The 18,100-nt window shown below is 68.0% G+C and carries 28 protein-coding genes; all 28 read left to right on the top strand.

All coding sequences use genetic code 11. The features are described from left to right. Window positions 1–2: 2 nt before the first annotated feature. The 28 genes from rplP to glmM all read left to right on the top strand — a co-directional run bounded on the left by rplP (window position 3) and on the right by glmM (window position 18,047). Window positions 3–422, top strand: a complete 420-nt coding sequence (rplP, locus tag P3T27_RS06375; protein ID WP_030055824.1) for a 50S ribosomal protein L16 — start codon at window positions 3–5, stop codon at window positions 420–422. Continuing rightward, window positions 422–646 (top strand): 50S ribosomal protein L29, encoded by a 225-nt coding sequence (gene rpmC, locus P3T27_RS06370; RefSeq protein WP_063348970.1) that lies wholly within the window; start codon window positions 422–424, stop codon window positions 644–646. Before rplP ends, rpmC begins: the two co-directional genes overlap by 1 nt. Further along, window positions 646–918, top strand: a complete 273-nt coding sequence (gene rpsQ / locus P3T27_RS06365) for a 30S ribosomal protein S17 (RefSeq protein WP_110670527.1) — start codon at window positions 646–648, stop codon at window positions 916–918. The genes rpmC and rpsQ overlap by 1 nt, the downstream gene beginning before the upstream one ends. A gap of 102 nt (window positions 919–1,020) precedes the next feature. Further along, window positions 1,021–1,392 (top strand): 50S ribosomal protein L14, encoded by a 372-nt coding sequence (gene rplN, locus P3T27_RS06360; RefSeq protein ID WP_030393301.1) that lies wholly within the window; start codon window positions 1,021–1,023, stop codon window positions 1,390–1,392. Between the two features lie 15 nt (window positions 1,393–1,407). Beyond that, window positions 1,408–1,719 (top strand): 50S ribosomal protein L24, encoded by a 312-nt coding sequence (gene rplX / locus P3T27_RS06355; RefSeq protein WP_030055828.1) that lies wholly within the window; start codon window positions 1,408–1,410, stop codon window positions 1,717–1,719. Further along, a complete protein-coding gene (rplE, locus tag P3T27_RS06350; protein WP_030300393.1) occupies window positions 1,719–2,288 on the top strand; it encodes a 50S ribosomal protein L5 in 570 nt (189 codons plus the stop codon). Before rplX ends, rplE begins: the two co-directional genes overlap by 1 nt. Before the next feature lie 4 nt (window positions 2,289–2,292). Further along, window positions 2,293–2,478, top strand: coding sequence for a type Z 30S ribosomal protein S14 (locus P3T27_RS06345; protein WP_030055830.1), 186 nt, complete (start codon window positions 2,293–2,295; stop codon window positions 2,476–2,478). A 271-nt stretch (window positions 2,479–2,749) separates the two neighbouring features. Then, on the top strand, window positions 2,750–3,157 hold the full coding sequence (gene rpsH, locus P3T27_RS06340) for a 30S ribosomal protein S8 (protein ID WP_031063036.1): 408 nt from the start codon (window positions 2,750–2,752) through the stop codon (window positions 3,155–3,157). A 22-nt stretch (window positions 3,158–3,179) separates the two neighbouring features. Then, on the top strand, window positions 3,180–3,719 hold the full coding sequence (gene rplF / locus P3T27_RS06335; RefSeq protein ID WP_280675127.1) for a 50S ribosomal protein L6: 540 nt from the start codon (window positions 3,180–3,182) through the stop codon (window positions 3,717–3,719). 3 nt (window positions 3,720–3,722) lie between these two features. Beyond that, window positions 3,723–4,106 carry a 50S ribosomal protein L18 gene (gene rplR / locus P3T27_RS06330; protein WP_030232494.1) on the top strand — a complete coding sequence of 128 codons (384 nt, stop codon included), beginning with the start codon at window positions 3,723–3,725 and terminating at the stop codon, window positions 4,104–4,106. Window positions 4,107–4,154: 48 nt separating this feature from the next. Then, window positions 4,155–4,778 (top strand): 30S ribosomal protein S5, encoded by a 624-nt coding sequence (gene rpsE, locus P3T27_RS06325; protein ID WP_030055834.1) that lies wholly within the window; start codon window positions 4,155–4,157, stop codon window positions 4,776–4,778. After that, on the top strand, window positions 4,778–4,960 hold the full coding sequence (rpmD, locus tag P3T27_RS06320; RefSeq protein ID WP_030055835.1) for a 50S ribosomal protein L30: 183 nt from the start codon (window positions 4,778–4,780) through the stop codon (window positions 4,958–4,960). Before rpsE ends, rpmD begins: the two co-directional genes overlap by 1 nt. Then, a complete protein-coding gene (rplO, locus tag P3T27_RS06315; protein WP_097237491.1) occupies window positions 4,960–5,415 on the top strand; it encodes a 50S ribosomal protein L15 in 456 nt (151 codons plus the stop codon). Before rpmD ends, rplO begins: the two co-directional genes overlap by 1 nt. 306 nt (window positions 5,416–5,721) lie before the next feature. Continuing rightward, window positions 5,722–7,032: a preprotein translocase subunit SecY gene (secY, locus tag P3T27_RS06310; RefSeq protein WP_280675123.1), complete on the top strand. Its 1,311-nt coding sequence runs from the start codon at window positions 5,722–5,724 to the stop codon at window positions 7,030–7,032. Next, window positions 7,032–7,685 (top strand): adenylate kinase, encoded by a 654-nt coding sequence (locus tag P3T27_RS06305; protein ID WP_280675121.1) that lies wholly within the window; start codon window positions 7,032–7,034, stop codon window positions 7,683–7,685. The genes secY and P3T27_RS06305 overlap by 1 nt, the downstream gene beginning before the upstream one ends. A gap of 108 nt (window positions 7,686–7,793) precedes the next feature. Next, window positions 7,794–8,633: a type I methionyl aminopeptidase gene (gene map, locus P3T27_RS06300; RefSeq protein WP_280675119.1), complete on the top strand. Its 840-nt coding sequence runs from the start codon at window positions 7,794–7,796 to the stop codon at window positions 8,631–8,633. Window positions 8,634–8,772: 139 nt separating this feature from the next. Beyond that, window positions 8,773–9,198 carry a large conductance mechanosensitive channel protein MscL gene (mscL, locus tag P3T27_RS06295; protein WP_280675117.1) on the top strand — a complete coding sequence of 142 codons (426 nt, stop codon included), beginning with the start codon at window positions 8,773–8,775 and terminating at the stop codon, window positions 9,196–9,198. Between the two features lie 194 nt (window positions 9,199–9,392). After that, window positions 9,393–9,614 (top strand): translation initiation factor IF-1, encoded by a 222-nt coding sequence (gene infA / locus P3T27_RS06290; protein ID WP_003956442.1) that lies wholly within the window; start codon window positions 9,393–9,395, stop codon window positions 9,612–9,614. Between the two features lie 32 nt (window positions 9,615–9,646). Next, entirely contained in the window at window positions 9,647–9,760 is a 114-nt protein-coding gene (gene rpmJ, locus P3T27_RS06285) for a 50S ribosomal protein L36 (RefSeq protein WP_003956441.1), read from the top strand. Between the two features lie 178 nt (window positions 9,761–9,938). Then, complete coding sequence (gene rpsM, locus P3T27_RS06280) at window positions 9,939–10,319, top strand: 30S ribosomal protein S13 (RefSeq protein WP_148644398.1); 381 nt, start codon at window positions 9,939–9,941, stop codon at window positions 10,317–10,319. Window positions 10,320–10,391: 72 nt separating this feature from the next. Next, window positions 10,392–10,799 (top strand): 30S ribosomal protein S11, encoded by a 408-nt coding sequence (gene rpsK / locus P3T27_RS06275; protein WP_014136257.1) that lies wholly within the window; start codon window positions 10,392–10,394, stop codon window positions 10,797–10,799. Between the two features lie 144 nt (window positions 10,800–10,943). Then, window positions 10,944–11,966: a DNA-directed RNA polymerase subunit alpha gene (locus P3T27_RS06270; protein ID WP_030055844.1), complete on the top strand. Its 1,023-nt coding sequence runs from the start codon at window positions 10,944–10,946 to the stop codon at window positions 11,964–11,966. Window positions 11,967–12,093: 127 nt separating this feature from the next. Next, window positions 12,094–12,570, top strand: coding sequence for a 50S ribosomal protein L17 (rplQ, locus tag P3T27_RS06265; protein ID WP_280675110.1), 477 nt, complete (start codon window positions 12,094–12,096; stop codon window positions 12,568–12,570). Window positions 12,571–12,662: 92 nt separating this feature from the next. Further along, a complete protein-coding gene (truA, locus tag P3T27_RS06260) occupies window positions 12,663–13,574 on the top strand; it encodes a tRNA pseudouridine(38-40) synthase TruA (RefSeq protein WP_280675108.1) in 912 nt (303 codons plus the stop codon). A 41-nt stretch (window positions 13,575–13,615) separates the two neighbouring features. Continuing rightward, entirely contained in the window at window positions 13,616–15,274 is a 1,659-nt protein-coding gene (locus P3T27_RS06255; RefSeq protein ID WP_280675106.1) for an ATP-binding cassette domain-containing protein, read from the top strand. Between the two features lie 245 nt (window positions 15,275–15,519). Next, window positions 15,520–15,963, top strand: coding sequence for a 50S ribosomal protein L13 (gene rplM, locus P3T27_RS06250; RefSeq protein ID WP_030055846.1), 444 nt, complete (start codon window positions 15,520–15,522; stop codon window positions 15,961–15,963). A gap of 45 nt (window positions 15,964–16,008) precedes the next feature. After that, window positions 16,009–16,518 carry a 30S ribosomal protein S9 gene (gene rpsI, locus P3T27_RS06245; protein WP_280675102.1) on the top strand — a complete coding sequence of 170 codons (510 nt, stop codon included), beginning with the start codon at window positions 16,009–16,011 and terminating at the stop codon, window positions 16,516–16,518. Between the two features lie 164 nt (window positions 16,519–16,682). After that, window positions 16,683–18,047, top strand: coding sequence for a phosphoglucosamine mutase (gene glmM / locus P3T27_RS06240; RefSeq protein WP_280675100.1), 1,365 nt, complete (start codon window positions 16,683–16,685; stop codon window positions 18,045–18,047). Window positions 18,048–18,100: the final 53 nt, after the last annotated feature.

Genomic DNA, 18,100 nt, shown 5'->3' with positions numbered 1-18,100 from the left:
CAATGCTGATCCCCCGTCGGGTCAAGCACCGCAAGCAGCACCACCCCAAGCGCCGCGGCGCCGCCAAGGGTGGCACCGAGCTCGCCTTCGGCGAGTACGGCATCCAGGCCGTCACCCCGGCCTACGTGACGAACCGGCAGATCGAGTCCGCTCGTATCGCCGTCACCCGTCACATCAAGCGTGGCGGCAAGGTCTGGATCAACATCTACCCGGACCGTCCGCTCACCAAGAAGCCGGCCGAGACCCGCATGGGTTCCGGTAAGGGTTCGCCCGAGTGGTGGATCGCGAACGTGCACCCGGGTCGGGTCATGTTCGAGCTGTCGTACCCCAACGAGAAGGTGGCTCGTGAGGCGCTGACCCGCGCTGCTCACAAGCTCCCGATGAAGTGCCGGATCATCCGGCGCGAGGCAGGTGAGAGCTGATGTCGGCCGGCACCAAGGCTGCTGACCTCCGCGAGCTGGACAACGAGGGTCTCGTTGCCAAGCTCCGTGAGGCCAAGGAGGAGCTGTTCAACCTCCGCTTCCAGGCGGCGACCGGGCAGCTCGACAACCACGGACGGCTCAAGCTCGTCCGTAAGGACATCGCGCGGATCTACACCCTGATGCGCGAGCGCGAGCTGGGCATCGAGACGGTGGAGAACGCCTGATGACTGAGAACACCAACGAGACGCGCGGTTTCCGCAAGACCCGTGAGGGTCTCGTCGTCAGCGACAAGATGGACAAGACCGTCGTCGTCGCCGTCGAGGACCGCGTCAAGCACGCTCTGTACGGCAAGGTCATCCGCCGTACGAACAAGCTGAAGGCGCACGACGAGCAGAACGCGTGCGGCATCGGTGACCGGGTCCTCCTCGCGGAGACCCGCCCGCTGTCCGCGACGAAGCGCTGGCGCGTCGTCGAGATCCTCGAGAAGGCCAAGTAACGAAGTTGATGCGGTACGGCCGTATGTGCATCAGGCCCCTTGCGGGCGCTGGTGTGAGCAGCGGCCGGCCCCTCAGCTCTCGTTGACGATCAGGAGAAAGCTGTGATCCAGCAGGAGTCGCGACTGCGAGTCGCCGACAACACGGGCGCGAAGGAAATCCTTTGCATCCGCGTTCTCGGTGGTTCCGGTCGCCGCTACGCCGGTATCGGGGACGTCATCGTCGCGACCGTCAAGGACGCGATCCCCGGCGGTTCGGTGAAGAAGGGTGACGTCGTCAAGTGCGTCGTCGTCCGTACCGTGAAGTCGCGCCGTCGTCCGGATGGCTCGTACATCCGCTTCGACGAGAACGCCGCGGTCGTTCTGAAGAACACCGACGGTGACCCCCGTGGCACCCGCATCTTCGGCCCGGTGGGCCGCGAGCTGCGCGACAAGAAGTTCATGAAGATCATCTCGCTTGCGCCGGAGGTGCTCTAACCCATGGCGAACAGCATGAAGATCAAGAAGGGTGACCTGGTTCAGGTCATCACCGGCAAGGACCGCGGCAAGCAGGGCAAGGTCATCCAGGCCATGCCCGCCGAGAACAAGGTCCTGGTCGAGGGTGTGAACCGGGTCAAGAAGCACACCAAGCCGGGCCCGGGCACTCAGGGTGGCATCGTCACCGTCGAGGCCCCGGTGCACGTCTCCAACGTCCAGCTGGTCGTGGAGAAGGACGGCAAGAAGGTCGTCACCCGCGTTGGCTACCGCTTCGACGACGAGGGCAACAAGATCCGCGTTGCCAAGCGAACCGGTGAGGACATCTGATGTCTGAGACGAGTGTTGAGAAGGTGACCCCCCGTCTCAAGGAGCGTTACAACTCCGAGATCAAGGGTCAGCTGCAGGAGCAGTTCTCGTACGAGAACGTCATGCTGACGCCCGGCCTGGTCAAGGTCGTCGTCAACATGGGTGTCGGCGAGGCCGCTCGTGACAGCAAGCTGATCGAGGGCGCGATCCGCGACTTGACCGCGATCACCGGTCAGAAGCCGGCCGTGACCAAGGCCCGTAAGTCCATCGCGCAGTTCAAGCTGCGCGAGGGCCAGCCGATCGGCACGCACGTCACCCTCCGTGGTGACCGCATGTGGGAGTTCCTGGACCGTCTGGTCTCGCTGGCCCTGCCGCGAATCCGTGACTTCCGTGGCCTCTCCCCGAAGCAGTTCGACGGCCGTGGCAACTACACCTTCGGTCTGACCGAGCAGGTCATGTTCCACGAGATCGACCAGGACAAGGTCGACCGTCAGCGCGGTATGGACATCACCGTCGTGACCACCGCTCAGACCGACGACGAGGGCCGGGCGCTCCTGCGTGCTCTGGGCTTCCCGTTCAAGGAGGCGTGAGCCAATGGCGAAGAAGTCCCTCATCGCGAAGTCCGAGCGCAAGCCGAAGTTCGGCGTCCGGGCCTACACCCGGTGCCAGCGCTGCGGCCGTCCGCACTCGGTGTACCGCAAGTTCGGCCTCTGCCGTGTGTGCCTTCGTGAGATGGCGCACCGTGGCGAGCTGCCGGGCGTGACCAAGAGCTCCTGGTAGTCCAGGACCTCGCGGTAATGCCATAGCGAAGCAGGTGTGCCCGACCCCACAGCGCCCCCTTTTTTGGGGCTGCGTACGGAATCCCGTAAGGTAGTGGGGTCGGGCCCCCTGTCGCGGTAGCTCCATAGCTGCCGTCGACCCTCTTCGGAGGGCTCGCACCCAGTCTTACGACGCCGCAGGTCCCCTGCGTCTGTGCCCCCGCCGCACTCCTCGGAGTGCGGCGGGGGGACCTGGCGCGGAGAAACCACGGCGAGAGAGGCCTGAGGCCATCATGACCATGACCGACCCCATCGCAGACATGCTCACGCGTCTGCGTAACGCGAACTCGGCGTACCACGACTCCGTGGCGATGCCGGCCAGCAAGATCAAGGCGCACGTCGCCCAGATCCTGCAGCAGGAGGGGTACATCTCCTCCTACAAGGTTGAGGAGCCCGTTGAGGGCGAGGTCGGCAAGAAGCTGACCATCGAGCTCAAGTTCGGCCCCAACCGTGAGCGCTCGATCGCTGGCATCAAGCGGATCAGCAAGCCGGGCCTGCGGGTCTACGCAAAGTCCACCAACCTGCCGAAGGTGCTCGGCGGCCTGGGCGTGGCGATCATCTCCACGTCCTCCGGCCTCCTCACCGACAAGCAGGCTGCCAAGAAGGGCGTAGGCGGAGAAGTTCTCGCCTACGTCTGGTAATTCGGGAAACGGAGGTACAGCAATGTCGCGCATTGGACGGCTGCCCATCCAGGTCCCCGCTGGCGTGGACGTCACCATCGATGGCCAGGCGGTCTCGGTGAAGGGCCCGAAGGGCTCCCTCACCCACGTTGTCGCCGCGCCGATCGAGATCGGTAAGGGCGAGGACGGCACGCTGCTCGTCACCCGCCCCAACGACGAGCGTCTGTCGAAGGCCCTGCACGGCCTTTCCCGCACGCTGGTGGCGAACATGATCACCGGCGTGACCGCGGGCTACCGCAAGTCGCTGGAGATCAGCGGTGTCGGCTACCGAGTTCTGGCGAAGGGCTCCAACATGGAGTTCCAGCTGGGCTACAGCCACCCGATCCTGGTCGAGGCCCCCGAGGGCATCTCCTTCGTCGTCGAGTCGGCCACCAAGTTCCACGTGGACGGCATCGACAAGCAGAAGGTCGGCGAGGTCGCCGCGAAGATCCGCAAGCTGCGCAAGCCCGACCCGTACAAGGCCAAGGGCGTCAAGTACGCGGGCGAGGTCATCCGCCGCAAGGTCGGAAAGAGTGGTAAGTAAGCGATGAGCGTCTCTGTCAAGATCGGCAAGGGCAACGCCTACAAGAGCGCCGCTCGCAAGCGCCGCGCGATCCGCGTTCGCAAGCGCGTCGTCGGCACCGAGGTGCGTCCGCGCCTCGTCGTGACGCGCTCGAACCGTCACATGGTCGCCCAGGTCATCGACGACGCCAAGGGGCACACCCTGGCGTCGGCGTCCACCCTCGACGTGTCCATCAAGGGCGCCGAGGGCGACAAGACCGAGCTGGCCAAGAAGGTCGGGAGCCTGGTCGCCGAGCGCGCCAAGGCCGCCGGCATCGAGGCGGTCGTCTTCGACCGCGCGGGCAACCGGTACGCCGGCCGCATCGCCGCCCTGGCGGACGCGGCTCGCGAGGCCGGGCTCGACTTCTAAGCCGCTCGTCGACTCAGTCGACGGACGTAATCGAGAGAGGTAATTCCAATGGCTGGACCCCAGCGCCGCGGTAGCGGCGCCGGCGGTGGCACCGGCGGTGGCGAGCGGCGCGACCGTAAGCGTGACGACCGGGGCAACGCCCCCGCCGTCGAGAAGACCGCTTACGTCGAGCGCGTTGTCGCGATCAACCGTGTCGCCAAGGTTGTCAAGGGTGGTCGTCGTTTCAGCTTCACCGCGCTGGTCGTGGTGGGCGACGGTGACGGCACCGTGGGTGTCGGTTACGGGAAGGCGAAGGAGGTTCCGGCCGCCATCGCCAAGGGTGTTGAGGAGGCCAAGAAGAACTTCTTCAAGGTCCCCCGTATCCAGGGCACCATCCCGCACCCGATCCAGGGTGAGAAGGCCGCCGGCGTCGTGCTGCTGAAGCCCGCCGCCCCCGGTACCGGTGTTATCGCCGGTGGTCCGGTGCGCGCCGTCCTGGAGTGCGCCGGCATCCACGACATCCTGTCGAAGTCGCTCGGCTCGGACAACGCGATCAACATCGTGCACGCCACCGTGGCCGCTCTGAAGGGCCTCGTGCGCCCCGAGGAGATCGCCGCCCGCCGTGGCCTGCCGCTGGAGGACGTGGCTCCCGCCGCTCTGCTGCGGGCTCGTGCTGCAGGGGTGAGCGCCTGATGGCTCGCCTGAAGATCACGCAGACCAAGTCGTACATCGGCAGCAAGCAGAACCACCGCGACACCCTGCGTTCGCTTGGTCTCAAGCGCATGCACGACGTGGTGGTCAAGGAGGACCGTCCCGAGATTCGCGGGATGGCCCACACGGTCCGTCACCTGGTGACGGTTGAGGAGGTGGACTGATCATGGGCGACAACCCGATCAAGATCCACAACCTGCGTCCCGCCCCGGGTGCCAAGACCGACAAGATCCGCGTGGGTCGTGGTGAGGGCTCCAAGGGTAAGACCGCCGGTCGTGGTACCAAGGGCACCAAGGCCCGCTACCAGGTTCCGCAGCGCTTCGAGGGTGGCCAGATGCCGCTCCACATGCGCCTGCCGAAGCTGAAGGGCTTCAAGAACCCGTTCAAGATCACGTTCCAGGTCGTCAACCTCGACAAGCTGGCCGAGCTCTACCCGCAGGGTGGAGAGGTCACCGTCGAGGACCTGGTCGCCAAGGGCGCGGTTCGCAAGAACTCCCTCGTCAAGGTGCTCGGCACCGGCGAGATCTCGGTTGCGCTGCAGGTGACGGTTGACGCCGTCTCCGGCTCCGCCGCCGAGAAGATCACCGCCGCCGGCGGTACCGTCACCGAGCTCGTCTGAGCCCGCTGACTTCGGTGCGAGCCCCGTACCTCCTTCGGGAGGTGCGGGGCTCGCGCGTTTCTCCGGGCGTCCCGTTGACGGGCTCTCGTTCTTTTGTGTGGCAAAACCGGGCATCCCGTACCCCGTGAGTGGGGGAGGGGCCGTACGCGCTTCTTCCGAGTGGCCGCGCACTGTTAGAGTCCGTGGAGTTCCCTTGTAGGCTGCGCATAGGCTCGCCTGTGCCGTCCGTACGGGAGCCCGTACCGCCAAACTCCCATTCAGGACCGACCCTCCCGCCGACGACGTGCGGGAGGCGCAGGAGGCACCGTGCTCAGTGCGTTCGCGCGGGCGTTCCAGACGCCCGACCTGCGCAAGAAGCTGCTGTTCACGCTGGGCATCATGGTGCTGTTCCGGCTGGGCTCGCACATTCCGATCCCCGGCGTGAGCTTCACGGCCGTGAACGAGTGTGTGAAGGAGACCAAGAACAACGGCCTCTTCGGGCTCGTCAACCTGTTCAGCGGTGGCGCGCTCCTCCAGCTGACGATCTTCGCGCTCGGCATCATGCCGTACATCACCGCGAGCATCATCCTCCAGCTCCTCACGGTCGTGATCCCGCGACTGGAGGCGCTGAAGAAGGAGGGCCAGGCCGGCACAGCGAAGATCACCCAGTACACCCGCTACCTGACCATCGCGCTCGCCGTGCTCCAGGGCACCGGCATCGTGGCGACGGCCTCCAGCGGCGCGCTGTTCTCGGGCTGCCCCGTGGCCAACCAGATCGTGCCGGACACCGGCGTCTTCCGGATCGCCGTCATGGTGATCACGATGACCGCCGGCACCACGGTGATCATGTGGCTGGGCGAGCTGATCACCGACCGCGGCATCGGCAACGGCATGTCGCTGCTGATCTTCACCTCGATCGCCGCGCAGTTCCCGTCCTCGATGTGGGCGATCAAGAGCTCCGGCACCATCGGCGGCGGCTGGGTCGAGTTCCTGTCCGTGGTCGCGGTCGGCGTCATCGTCGTGATGCTGGTCATCTTCGTGGAGCAGGCCCAGCGCCGGATCCCGGTCCAGTACGCGAAGCGGATGATCGGCCGGCGGGCGTTCGGCGGCACCTCGACCTATATCCCGCTCAAGGTGAACCAGGCCGGTGTCATCCCGGTCATCTTCGCCTCGTCGCTGCTGTACATCCCGGCCCTGGTGGTCCAGCTGACCAACAGTCAGGCGGGCTGGGCCACGTGGATCCGGACGAACTTCGTCAAGGGTGACCACCCGATCTACATGGCCACCTACTTCCTGCTGATCGTCTTCTTCGCCTTCTTCTACGTCGCCATCTCCTTCAACCCCGAAGAAGTTGCCGACAATATGAAGAAGTATGGTGGCTTCATCCCGGGCATCCGGGCCGGCCGACCGACGGCCGAGTACCTGAACTACGTGCTGACCCGAATCACGTGGCCGGGTTCGCTCTACCTGGGCCTGATCGCGTTGATCCCGATGATCGCCCTGGTCGCCTTCGGACAGCAGACCAACTTCCCGTTCGGCGGCACCAGCGTGCTCATCGTCGTCGGCGTCGGACTCGAAACTGTGAAGCAGATCGAGAGCCAGCTCCAGCAGCGCAATTACGAAGGGTTCCTCCGCTGATGCGTATCGTCCTCGTTGGTCCTCCCGGGGCCGGGAAGGGTACTCAGGCGCACTTGCTCGCCAAGACCCTGTCCATTCCCCACATCTCCACCGGCGACCTGTTCCGCGCCAACATCGGTCAGGGCACCCCGCTGGGGCTCGAGGCCAAGAGCTACATGGACGCGGGCCGCCTGGTGCCGGATGAGGTCACCATCGGGATGGCCAAGGACCGCATGCTCCAGGATGACGCCGCCAACGGCTTCCTGCTCGACGGCTTCCCCCGCAACCTGGGCCAGGCCAAGGCGCTGGACGAGTTCCTCGCCGAGCAGGGCATCAAGCTGGACGGCGTGCTGGACCTGGAGGTCCCCGAGGACGAGGTCGTCCGCCGGATCGCCGGCCGCCGCCTGTGCCGCAACGACGGTGGCCACGTCTTCCACGTGGACTACAACCCGCCGAAGGTCGACGGCGTCTGCGACGAGTGCGGCGGCGAGCTGTACCAGCGCTCGGACGACACCGAGGACAAGGTGCGCACGCGCCTGGAGGTCTACCACACGGAGACCGAGCCGATCATCGACTACTACGCCCAGCAGGGCCTGGTGGCGACGATCTCGGCCCTCGGCAAGGTGGACGAGGTCACCCGGCGCGCGATCGAGGCGCTGAAGCAGGACAACTGAGTTTCCAGGCGACGCCGTACGGCCGCGCTCCCCGATCCCGGGCGGCGCGGCCGTACGGCGTCGTACGGTGGTAGGCAGTGGCAAACAGAACGTGGAAGGCGTGACCAGATGGTGGAGATCAAGACCCCCGAGCAGATCGCGAAGATGCGAGCGGCCGGGCTGGTCGTCGCCGAGGCGCTCAAGGCCTGCCGGGAGGCGGTCGCTCCGGGGGTGACGACCCAGGAGCTCAACGACATCGCGGACAAGGTCATCACCGGCCATGGCGCGACCTCCAACTTCCGTGCCCACCACGGCGGCCTGTGGTTCCCGGGGGTGATCTGCGCCTCGGTGAACAACGAGGTCGTGCACGGCATCCCCGGCGACCGGGTGCTCCAGGAGGGCGACGTCATCTCGATCGACTGCGGCGCCATCCTGGACGGCTGGCACGGCGACTCGGCGATCACCGTGGCGGTCGGCGAGGTCCGCCCCGAGGTCGAGATGCTGAGCCGGGTCACCGAGGGCTCGATGTGGGCCGGCATCGCCCAGATGAAGAAGAACAACCGCCTGGTCGACGTCTCCAAGGCGATCGAGGGCTTCATCCGCCGCCAGCCGCTGCCCCCCAAGGGCAAGTGGGGCATCACCGAGGGCTACGGCGGCCACGGCATCGGCACCGCGATGCACATGGAGCCGCACGTGCTGAACTACGTCGAGCGCGGCCGCGGCAAGGGCCCGAAGCTGATCCCCGGCACCGTGCTGGCGATCGAGCCGATGGTCTCGCTGGGCACCCCGCACACCACCGTGCTGGAGGACGACTGGACGGTCGTCACCGACGACGGCACCTGGGCCTCGCACTGGGAGCACTCGGTGGCCGTCACCGAGGAGGGCCCGCTGGTCCTGACCGCCTTCGACGGCGGCAAGGCGGAGCTCGCGAAGCTGGGCGTCACCGCTGCTCCGGACCCGCTCGGCTAGTCGGTCGGTGGCCGGCTGAGCGGCCGGCTTCCGCCGCTGACAAGGGATCAGAGCCCTGGAGGTTTGGACCTCCAGGGCTTTTGTCCTATTTTTATCGGCTGGCAGTGGCTTCAGCAGCTTCGATCGGCAGGAGAGAGCAGTGCTCAAGGGATTCCGCGACTTCATGATGCGCGGCAACGTGGTCGACATGGCGGTCGGTGTGGTCATCGGCGCCGCGTTCACCGCGGTGGTGACCGGCTTCGTGTCCGCCTTCCTGACTCCGCTGGTCGGTGTGGTGGTCGGCGCGGCCGGTGACTTCAGCTCGTACAAGGCGACGGTCGCCGGGGTGACCTTCCCGTACGGCCAGTTCCTGAACGTGCTGATCGCCTTCGTGATGACCGCGGCGGTGCTCTACTTCTGCGTCGTCCTGCCGATCACCAAGGCGACCGCGCGGTACCTGCCGAAGAAGCCGAAGACCCCCAAGCGGCCCTGCCCCGAGTGCCTGACCGAGATCCCCGAGGCCGCCCGCCGCTGCTCGGCCTGCACCGCCCACGTCGAGCCGCTGGCGGTCACCACCCGGGTGTGACCCGCTCGGGTGTGACGGCGGCCGCGTTCCGGGATCCCGTTTTGGCCCACCGGACGCGCTGGCGTAGGATGGACCGTCGGCTCACTCGTAGCGTGCTTCAGCGCGCCCTCTTCCCCTCGGGGACGGGGTGAACCCAGGTTCGCACGAGCGTTCCGCATACGGTAGCCGGTCCCGGAAGGTGGATCTCGCAGTTCATGGCTAAGAAGCAAGGCGCCATTGAGATCGAGGGCACCGTGATCGAGTCTCTGCCGAACGCGATGTTCAAGGTCGAGCTGCAGAACGGTCACAAGGTCCTCGCGCACATCAGTGGCAAGATGCGCATGCACTACATCCGCATCCTGCCGGACGACCGGGTCGTCGTGGAGCTCAGCCCCTACGACCTCACGCGCGGGCGGATCGTCTACCGCTACAAGTAAGAACGTCAGATCTAGACCCGGAGAACCTGAACATGAAGGTCAAGCCGAGCGTCAAGAAGATCTGCGACAAGTGCAAGGTGATCCGCCGTCACGGCCGGGTCATGGTGATCTGCGACAACCTGCGCCACAAGCAGCGCCAGGGCTGATCTCTCCCCAGCATTTCTCGTAGTACTTCGCGCGACGCGAAAACGTCATAAGCGGGCTACCCGATCCATCCTTGTGAAAGGGCGGACTGCCGCCCCCGGTCAGAGGCCGGGGCTCCCTCACCGTGAGGTGACGGAGTAGGTAGCACGCAAGACCTCTGAAGAAACACAGGAGCCTTGAATGGCACGCCTCGCCGGCGTTGATCTCCCCCGTGAGAAGCGGATCGAGATCGCCCTTACGTACGTGTACGGCATCGGCCGTACCCGCGCCCAGCAGACCCTGGCCGAGACCGGCGTCAACCCGGATGTCCGCGTTCGCGACATCACCGAGGAAGACCTCGTCAAGCTGGGCCAGTACATCGACGCCAACTACACGGTCGAGGGTGACCTCCGCCGTGAGGTGGCCGCCGACATCCGCCGCAAGGTCGAGATCGGCTGCTACGAGGGTCTGCGTCACCGTCGCGGCCTGCCGGTCCGCGGCCAGCGCACCCACACCAACGCGCGTACCCGCAAGGGCCCGCGTCGCGCGATCGCCGGTAAGAAGAAGCCGGGCAAGAAGTAGTCCGTCCCGTAACCGGACATCCCTCCGGCCCGCGGGTCAGCGGACCGACCACCTCAGTAGGAGAACAGACTTATGCCCCCCAAGGGTCGTCAGGCTGCCGGCGCGAAGAAGATCCGCCGCAAGGAAAAGAAGAACGTCGCTCACGGCCACGCGCACATCAAGAGCACGTTCAACAACACCATCGTTTCGATCACCGACCCCTCGGGCAACGTGATCTCCTGGGCCTCCGCCGGCCACGTCGGCTTCAAGGGCTCGCGCAAGTCCACCCCGTTCGCCGCGCAGATGGCCGCCGAGGCCGCTGCCCGTCGCGCGCAGGAGCACGGCATGCGCAAGGTCGACGTCTTCGTGAAGGGTCCGGGCTCCGGCCGCGAGACCGCGATCCGTTCGCTCCAGGCCACCGGCCTGGAGGTCGGCTCGATCCAGGACGTCACCCCCACCCCGCACAACGGCTGCCGTCCGCCGAAGCGCCGCCGCGTCTGACGCAGCGCCTTCGGGCTCGCGGGTAACGCTTTAACCTCGTACGGGGTCCCACGTAGTGACTCGTCGCTGCTTGCGGGACCCCGTACGCTTGGTCCTGTCGGCATCAAATAGTGGGTGCCGAAGACAACTGGAGGAACACCCCTCATGCTTATCGCTCAGCGCCCCTCGCTGACCGAAGAGGTCGTCGACGAGTTCCGCTCGCGGTTCGTGATCGAGCCGCTGGAGCCGGGCTTCGGCTACACCCTCGGCAACTCCCTGCGCCGCACGCTCCTGTCGTCGATCCCGGGTGCCGCTGTCACCAGCATCCGCATCGACGGCGTCCTGCACGAGTTCACCACCGTGCCGGGCGTCAAGGAGGACGTGACCGACCTCATCCTCAACATCAAGCAGCTGGTCGTCTCCTCGGAGCACGACGAGCCGGTCGTGATGTACCTGCGCAAGCAGGGCCCGGGTGTCGTCACCGCCGCCGACATCGCCCCGCCGGCGGGTGTCGAGGTGCACAACCCGGAGCTGGTCCTCGCCACGCTGAACGGCAAGGGCAAGCTGGAGATGGAGCTGACCGTCGAGCGCGGTCGCGGCTACGTCTCCGCCGTCCAGAACAAGGCCTCCGGCCAGGAGATCGGCCGCATCCCGGTCGACTCGATCTACAGCCCGGTGCTGAAGGTCACCTACAAGGTCGAGGCCACCCGTGTCGAGCAGCGGACCGACTTCGACAAGCTGATCGTCGACGTCGAGACCAAGCCCGCCATGCGTCCGCGCGACGCCATGGCCTCGGCCGGCAAGACCCTGGTGGAGCTGTTCGGTCTCGCCCGCGAGCTGAACATCGACGCCGAGGGCATCGACATGGGCCCGTCCCCGACGGACGCCGCCCTGGCCGCCGACCTGGCGCTGCCGATCGAGGAGCTGGAGCTCACCGTCCGCTCCTACAACTGCCTCAAGCGCGAGGGCATCCACACCGTGGGTGAGCTCGTCGCCCGCTCCGAGGCCGACCTGCTCGACATCCGCAACTTTGGTGCGAAGTCGATCGACGAGGTCAAGGCGAAGCTGGCCGGCATGGGCCTGGCCCTCAAGGACAGCCCGCCCGGGTTCGACCCGACCGCGGCCGCCGACGCCTTCGGCGCCGACGACCTGGACGACGCGGGTTACGCGGAGACCGAGCAGTACTGAGAGACTTGACCGCGGAGGCGGTTCTCCGGAACCGCCTCCGTCGTCGTGAAAGTCGTGCGGGCACCGTGCTCGTACGCCCGCTGCGGTACCTGGTACGGCCGCAGTAGGAGATTCAAGGAGTAATTCCATGCCGCGTCCCACCAAGGGTGCCCGCCTCGGCGGCGGCCCGCACCACGAGCCGCTGCTGCTCGCCGGTCTGTGCCGGGAGCTCTTCCAGTACGGCCGCATCACCACGACCGAGGCCAAGGCCCGTCGGATGCGCCCGCTGGCGGAGAAGCTGATCACCAAGGCGAAGAAGGGCGACATCCACAACCGTCGCCTGGTGCGCAAGACCATCACCGACATCTCGGTGCTGCACACCCTCTTCACCGAGATCGCGCCGCGCTACGAGAACCGCCCGGGTGGTTACACCCGTATCACCAAGATCGGTCCCCGTCGTGGCGACAACGCCCCGATGGCCGTGATCGAGCTGGTCGAGGCGCTGACCGTCGCGCAGACCGCCGTCGGCGAGGCCGAGGGCGCCACCAAGCGCGCCGTCAAGGAGGCCGACGAGGCCGCCGCCGTCGCCAAGGCCGACGAGGCCGAGGCCGCCGAGCAGGCCTGACACCTCCAGGTGTGATGCGGGCCCGCTTCCCCAGCGATGGGGGAGCGGGCCCGTTCCCTTGTGCCGGGACCGATCGCGGGAGAAGAGAAGCAGTGGTCAACGATTGCGCCGAGCAGCCGCCGGTGAAGGACGGCCCGGCCGACGGGTACGTCCGGGTGCGGCTCGATCTCGCCTACCAGGGCGCCGAGTTCTCCGGCTGGGCCCGCCAGCGCGGCGGCCGCCGGACGGTCCAGGAGGAGATCGAGACCGCGCTGCAGATCGTCACCCGCAGCCCGGAGCTCTTCCCGCTGACCGTGGCCGGCCGCACCGACGCCGGGGTGCACGCCCGCGGCCAGGTCGCACACGTCGACCTGCCGGCCGAGCTGTGGGAGGCGCACCGCGAGAAGCTGCTGCGCCGGCTGGCAGGCCGGCTGCCCGGGGACGTCCGGATCTACCGGGTCGGCGAGGCCCCGGCCGGGTTCGACGCCCGCTTCTCGGCGATCTGGCGCCGGTACGCCTACCGGGTCGCCGACCACCCCGGCGGGGTCGACCCGCTGCTGCGCGGGCACGTGCTGTGGCACGACCGCCCGCTGGACGTCGACCGGATGAACGCGGCCGCCGAACTGCTGCTCGGCGAGCACGACTTCGCCGCGTACTGCAAGAAGCGCGAGGGCGCGACCACCATCCGCACCCTGCTGGAGCTGCACTGGGACCGTGTCCCGGTGGACTCCTACGCCGCCCAGGAGGGCACGCTCGCGGTCGCCACCGTCCGCGCCGACGCGTTCTGCCACAACATGGTCCGGGCGCTGGTCGGCGCGATGCTGCTGGTCGGGGACGGGCACCGGCCGGTGGAGTTCCCGGGCGAGGTGCTGGCCGGCGGGGTCCGCAACTCGGCCGTCAACGTGATCCGGCCGTACGGGCTCACCCTTGAGGAGGTCGGCTACCCGCCGGACGACCAGCTCGCCGAGCGGAACCGGCAGGCCAGGCGGATGCGCACCTTGCCTGGTCAGCCGCCCGTCGCGTAATCCGTTTTGGCCGGGCGCGTCGGCTTGGGACAATCGTCCGCATGGGACACGTCGAGATTTCGCACCTGGAGTACTACCTGCCGGACGGGCGGGTGCTGTTCGACGACGCGTCCTTCCGGGTCGGTGAGGGCGCGGCGGTCGCCCTGGTCGGCGCCAACGGGGCCGGCAAGACCACCCTGCTGCGGATGATCGCGGGGGACATCCAGCCGCACGGCGGCACGGTGACGATCAGCGGCGGGCTCGGCGTGATGCGCCAGTTCGTCGGCACCACCGGCCGCGAGGACCAGCAGGCCACCCCGGGCGCACTGCCGCCGGACGCCTCGGTCCGCGACCTGCTGGTGTCCGTCGCCCCCGGGCGGATCGCCGTCGCGGCCCGCGCGGTGGACGCCGCCGAGCTGGCGATGATCGCCCAGGACGACGAGAAGACCCAGATGACCTACGCCCAGTCGCTCTCCGACTGGGCCGACGTCGGCGGCTACGACTACGAGACCGACTGGGACGTCTGCACCATGGCGGCCCTCGGGGTGCCCTTCGACAAGGCCCAGTGGCGTGGCCTGAACACCCTCTCGGGCGGCGAGCAGAAGCGGCTGGTGCTGGAGGCGCTGCTGCGCGGCCCCGAGGAGGTGCTGCTGCTCGACGAGCCCGACAACTACCTGGACGTCCCCGGCAAGCGCTGGCTGGAGGAGGCCGTCAAGGCCACCTCGAAGACCGTCCTGTTCATCTCGCACGACCGCGAACTGCTCTCCCGCACCGCCGACAAGATCATCAGCGTCGAGACCGGCGCGGCCGGCAGCAGCGTCTGGGTGCACGGCGGCGGCTTCGACACCTTCCACGAGGCCCGCGAGGCCCGTTTCGAGCGCTTCGAGGAGCTGCGCCGCCGCTGGGACGAGGAGCGCGCCAAGCTCAAGAGGCTGGTCGTCAACCTGCGCCAGGCCGCGTCCGTCAGCCACGAGATGGCCTCCCGCTACGCCGCCGCCCAGACCCGGCTGAAGAAGTTCGAGGACGCCGGCCCGCCGGAGGCGCCGCCGCGCGAGCAGAGCATCTCCATGCGGCTCAAGGGCGGGCGGACGGGCGTCCGCGCCGTCACCGTGGAGGGGCTGGAGCTCACCGGCCTGATGAAGCCCTTCGACCTGGAGGTGTTCTACGGCGAGCGGGTCGGCGTGCTCGGCTCCAACGGCTCCGGCAAGTCGCACTTCCTGCGGCTGCTGGCCGGCGACGAGAGCGTCGCGCACACCGGCAGCTGGAGGCTCGGCGCCCGCGTCGTCCCCGGCCACTTCCGGCAGACCCACGCCCATCCGGAGCTGTTCGGCCGGACGGTGCGCTCGATCATCGAGGAGGAGCACGCGCTCAGCCGCGGCGCCGCGATGAGCGCGCTGCGCCGCTACGAGCTGGACCGGCAGGAGGAGCAGAAGTTCGAGTCGCTGTCCGGCGGGCAGCAGGCCCGGCTGATGATCCTCAAGCTCGAACTCACCGGTGTGACGGCCCTGTTGCTCGACGAGCCGACCGACAACCTGGACCTGGAGAGCGCCGAGGCGCTGCAGGCCGGGCTGGAGGCCTTCGACGGCACCGTGCTGTGCGTCACCCACGACCGCTGGTTCGCCAAGACCTTCGACCGCTACCTGGTGTTCGGCGCGGACGGCCGGGTCTACGAATCGCCCGAGCCGGTCTGGGACGTGAGCCGGGTGGAGCGCGAACGCTGAGGGGTCGGCGGGGCCCTTCGGACGGTCGTCGCCGGCCGATTTTTGACCGCTTCCCGCCCGCCCGGTAACCTGGACGCTTGATGTGCGTATTGGCTCGCTCTATCTCACGTGAGAGGTCGGTACGCCGGAGACATCAGGTCGACGACCAGCGGTCCCCCTTGAATTGCGTCCAAGGTTGACCAGGCTGCTCTTCCGTCCGGGTGCTCCTGTCAGGACTCACTCACTGAAAAGCGAAGGCTACGACCGTGCGTACGTACAGCCCCAAGCCCGGCGACGTCCAGCGTCAGTGGCACGTCATCGACGCGACCGACGTCGTGCTGGGCCGCCTGGCTTCCCAGGCCGCCAACCTCCTCCGGGGCAAGCACAAGGCGATCTACGCGCCGCACGTTGACACTGGTGACTTCGTCATCATCATCAACGCCGACAAGGTGCACCTGTCCGGTAACAAGAAGACCCAGAAGCTGGCCTACCGCCACTCGGGCTTCCCGGGCGGTCTGCGGTCGGTGCGCTACGACGACCTGCTGGCGAACAACCCGGAGAAGGCCGTCGAGAAGGCCATCAAGGGCATGATCCCCAAGAACAGCCTGGGCCGTCAGATGCTCTCGAAGCTGAAGGTCTACTCGGGCGACCAGCACCCGCACGCTGCCCAGCAGCCGGTGCCGTTCGAGATCACCCAGGTCGCGCAGTAATTCGGCCACCAAGCCCCCCAACACTGAAAAGAGCTGAGGAACACCGTGGCCGAGACCACTGAAACCCTTGAGGTCGACTTCGACGAGGCCGCCGAGGCCGTCGAGGGCGAGTACACCTCCGAGGAGAGCTACACCTCCGAGTCGCTGGCCGGCCGCTTCGGCGAGGCCGTCCCCGGCGCCGGCCTGGGTCGTCGCAAGGAGGCGATCGCCCGCGTGCGCATCGTCCCCGGCACCGGCCAGTGGAAGATCAACGGTCGCACCCTGGAGAACTACTTCCCCAACAAGGTGCACCAGCAGACCGTGAACGAGCCCTTCAAGCTCCTGGAGCTTGACGGCCGTTACGACGTCGTCGCCCGCATCACCGGTGGCGGCGTCTCCGGTCAGGCCTACGCGCTGCGCCTCGGCGTGGCCCGTGCCCTGAACGAGGCCGACGTGGACAACAACCGCGCCGCCCTCAAGAAGGCCGGCTTCCTGATGCGTGACGCGCGTGCCGTCGAGCGCAAGAAGGCCGGTCTCAAGAAGGCCCGCAAGGCGCCGCAGTACAGCAAGCGCTAATCGCGTCCCTGGGGGTGCGGTCCGCCCTGGCGGCGCACCCCTGGTTGCGCGGACTGTCGCCCCGGAGTACCACGTGTACTCCGGGGCGACGTGTTACCCGGCTATCGTGCGGCGGCCGGGGACCATCGGTTGGGTTGCGAGCAGTGGTGATGGAGGACGGGACAGTGGGACGACTCTTCGGTACGGACGGCGTGCGCGGGGTGGCCAACGAGGGCCTGACGGCCGAGCTCGCGCTCGGACTGTCGGTCGCGGCGGCCCATGTGCTCGGAGAGGCCGGCGCCTTCGACGGCCACCGGCCGGTCGCGGTGGTCGGCCGGGACCCGCGCGCCTCGGGCGAGTTCCTGGAGGCCGCCGTCATCGCCGGCCTGGCGAGCGCCGGCGTCGACGTGCTCCGGGTCGGCGTGCTGCCCACCCCGGCCGTGGCGTACCTCACCGGCGCGCTCGGCGCCGACTTCGGCGTGATGCTGTCCGCCAGCCACAACGCGATGCCGGACAACGGCATCAAGTTCCTCGCCCGCGGCGGCCACAAGCTGGACGACCGGATCGAGGACGCGATCGAGGCCCACTACGGCACGCACACGCTCGGCGGCGAGGACTGGAACCGCCCGACCGGCGCGGCCGTCGGCCGGGTGCGCGAGTACACCGAGGGCTTCGACAAGTACGTCGCCCACCTGATCGGCGTCCTGCCCAACCGCCTCGACGGCATCAAGGTGGTCATCGACGGCGCCCACGGCGCGGCCGCCTACGTCGCGCCCGAGGCCTTCGCCCGGGCCGGTGCCGAGGTCGTCCACACCCTGGGGGCGGAGCCCACCGGCCTCAACATCAACGACGGCGTCGGCTCCACCCACCTGGACCGGCTGCGGACCGCCATGCTGGAGCACCGCGCCGACCTCGGCATCGCCCTGGACGGCGACGCCGACCGCTGCCTGGCCGCCGACGCGGACGGCAACGAGGTGGACGGCGACCAGATCATCGCGATCCTGGCCGTCGCCATGAAGGAGGCCGGCACGCTGCGCCGCAACACCGCGGTGGCCACCGTGATGTCCAATCTCGGCTTCAAGCTGGCCATGGAGCGCGAGGGCGTCGAGCTGGTGGAGACCGCCGTCGGCGACCGCTACGTGCTGGAGGCGATGAAGGAGCACGGCTTCGCGCTGGGCGGTGAGCAGTCCGGCCACGTCATCCTGCTCGACCACGCCACCACCGGCGACGGCACCCTGACCGGCCTGATGCTGGGCGCCCGGCTGGCCGCCACCAAGCAGCCGCTGGCCGACCTGGCCACCGTGATGACCCGTCTGCCGCAGCAGCTGATCAACGTCAAGGGCGTCGACAAGAGCCGGGTGAACACCAGCGCCGAGCTGGCCGCCGCGGTCGCCGAGGCCGAGGCCGAACTGGGCTCCACCGGCCGGGTGCTGCTGCGCCCCTCCGGCACCGAGCCGCTGGTCCGGGTCATGGTCGAGGCCGCCGACCCGGTGCAGGCCGAGGCCGTCGCGCAGCGGCTGGCCGAGGCCGTGCGGATGTACCTGGGCTGAGCCCCGACTGCGCCCGGGCCGAACCCCGGACACGACGAAAGGGCCCCCGCCGG

The sequence above is a fragment of the Kitasatospora sp. MAA19 genome (assembly GCF_029894125.1).
Taxonomy (GTDB): Bacteria; Actinomycetota; Actinomycetes; order Streptomycetales; family Streptomycetaceae; genus Kitasatospora.
This window is presented reverse-complemented; position numbering and strand designations above follow the sequence as displayed.

Bases quoted from the DNA above. Each gene is read 5' to 3' on its own strand.
- rplP (WP_030055824.1), top strand. From the start codon at position 3: ATGCTGATCCCCCGTCGGGTCAAGCACCGCAAGCAGCACCACCCCAAG.
- rpmC (WP_063348970.1), top strand. From the start codon at position 422: ATGTCGGCCGGCACCAAGGCTGCTGACCTCCGCGAGCTGGACAACGAG.
- rpsQ (WP_110670527.1), top strand. From the start codon at position 646: ATGACTGAGAACACCAACGAGACGCGCGGTTTCCGCAAGACCCGTGAG.
- rplX (WP_030055828.1), top strand. From the start codon at position 1,408: ATGAAGATCAAGAAGGGTGACCTGGTTCAGGTCATCACCGGCAAGGAC.
- rplE (WP_030300393.1), top strand. From the start codon at position 1,719: ATGTCTGAGACGAGTGTTGAGAAGGTGACCCCCCGTCTCAAGGAGCGT.
- P3T27_RS06345 (WP_030055830.1), top strand. From the start codon at position 2,293: ATGGCGAAGAAGTCCCTCATCGCGAAGTCCGAGCGCAAGCCGAAGTTC.
- rpsH (WP_031063036.1), top strand. From the start codon at position 2,750: ATGACCATGACCGACCCCATCGCAGACATGCTCACGCGTCTGCGTAAC.
- rplF (WP_280675127.1), top strand. From the start codon at position 3,180: ATGTCGCGCATTGGACGGCTGCCCATCCAGGTCCCCGCTGGCGTGGAC.
- rplR (WP_030232494.1), top strand. From the start codon at position 3,723: ATGAGCGTCTCTGTCAAGATCGGCAAGGGCAACGCCTACAAGAGCGCC.
- rpsE (WP_030055834.1), top strand. From the start codon at position 4,155: ATGGCTGGACCCCAGCGCCGCGGTAGCGGCGCCGGCGGTGGCACCGGC.
- rpmD (WP_030055835.1), top strand. From the start codon at position 4,778: ATGGCTCGCCTGAAGATCACGCAGACCAAGTCGTACATCGGCAGCAAG.
- P3T27_RS06305 (WP_280675121.1), top strand. From the start codon at position 7,032: ATGCGTATCGTCCTCGTTGGTCCTCCCGGGGCCGGGAAGGGTACTCAG.
- map (WP_280675119.1), top strand. From the start codon at position 7,794: ATGGTGGAGATCAAGACCCCCGAGCAGATCGCGAAGATGCGAGCGGCC.
- infA (WP_003956442.1), top strand. From the start codon at position 9,393: ATGGCTAAGAAGCAAGGCGCCATTGAGATCGAGGGCACCGTGATCGAG.
- rpmJ (WP_003956441.1), top strand. From the start codon at position 9,647: ATGAAGGTCAAGCCGAGCGTCAAGAAGATCTGCGACAAGTGCAAGGTG.
- rpsM (WP_148644398.1), top strand. From the start codon at position 9,939: ATGGCACGCCTCGCCGGCGTTGATCTCCCCCGTGAGAAGCGGATCGAG.
- rpsK (WP_014136257.1), top strand. From the start codon at position 10,392: ATGCCCCCCAAGGGTCGTCAGGCTGCCGGCGCGAAGAAGATCCGCCGC.
- P3T27_RS06270 (WP_030055844.1), top strand. From the start codon at position 10,944: ATGCTTATCGCTCAGCGCCCCTCGCTGACCGAAGAGGTCGTCGACGAG.
- rplQ (WP_280675110.1), top strand. From the start codon at position 12,094: ATGCCGCGTCCCACCAAGGGTGCCCGCCTCGGCGGCGGCCCGCACCAC.
- P3T27_RS06255 (WP_280675106.1), top strand. From the start codon at position 13,616: ATGGGACACGTCGAGATTTCGCACCTGGAGTACTACCTGCCGGACGGG.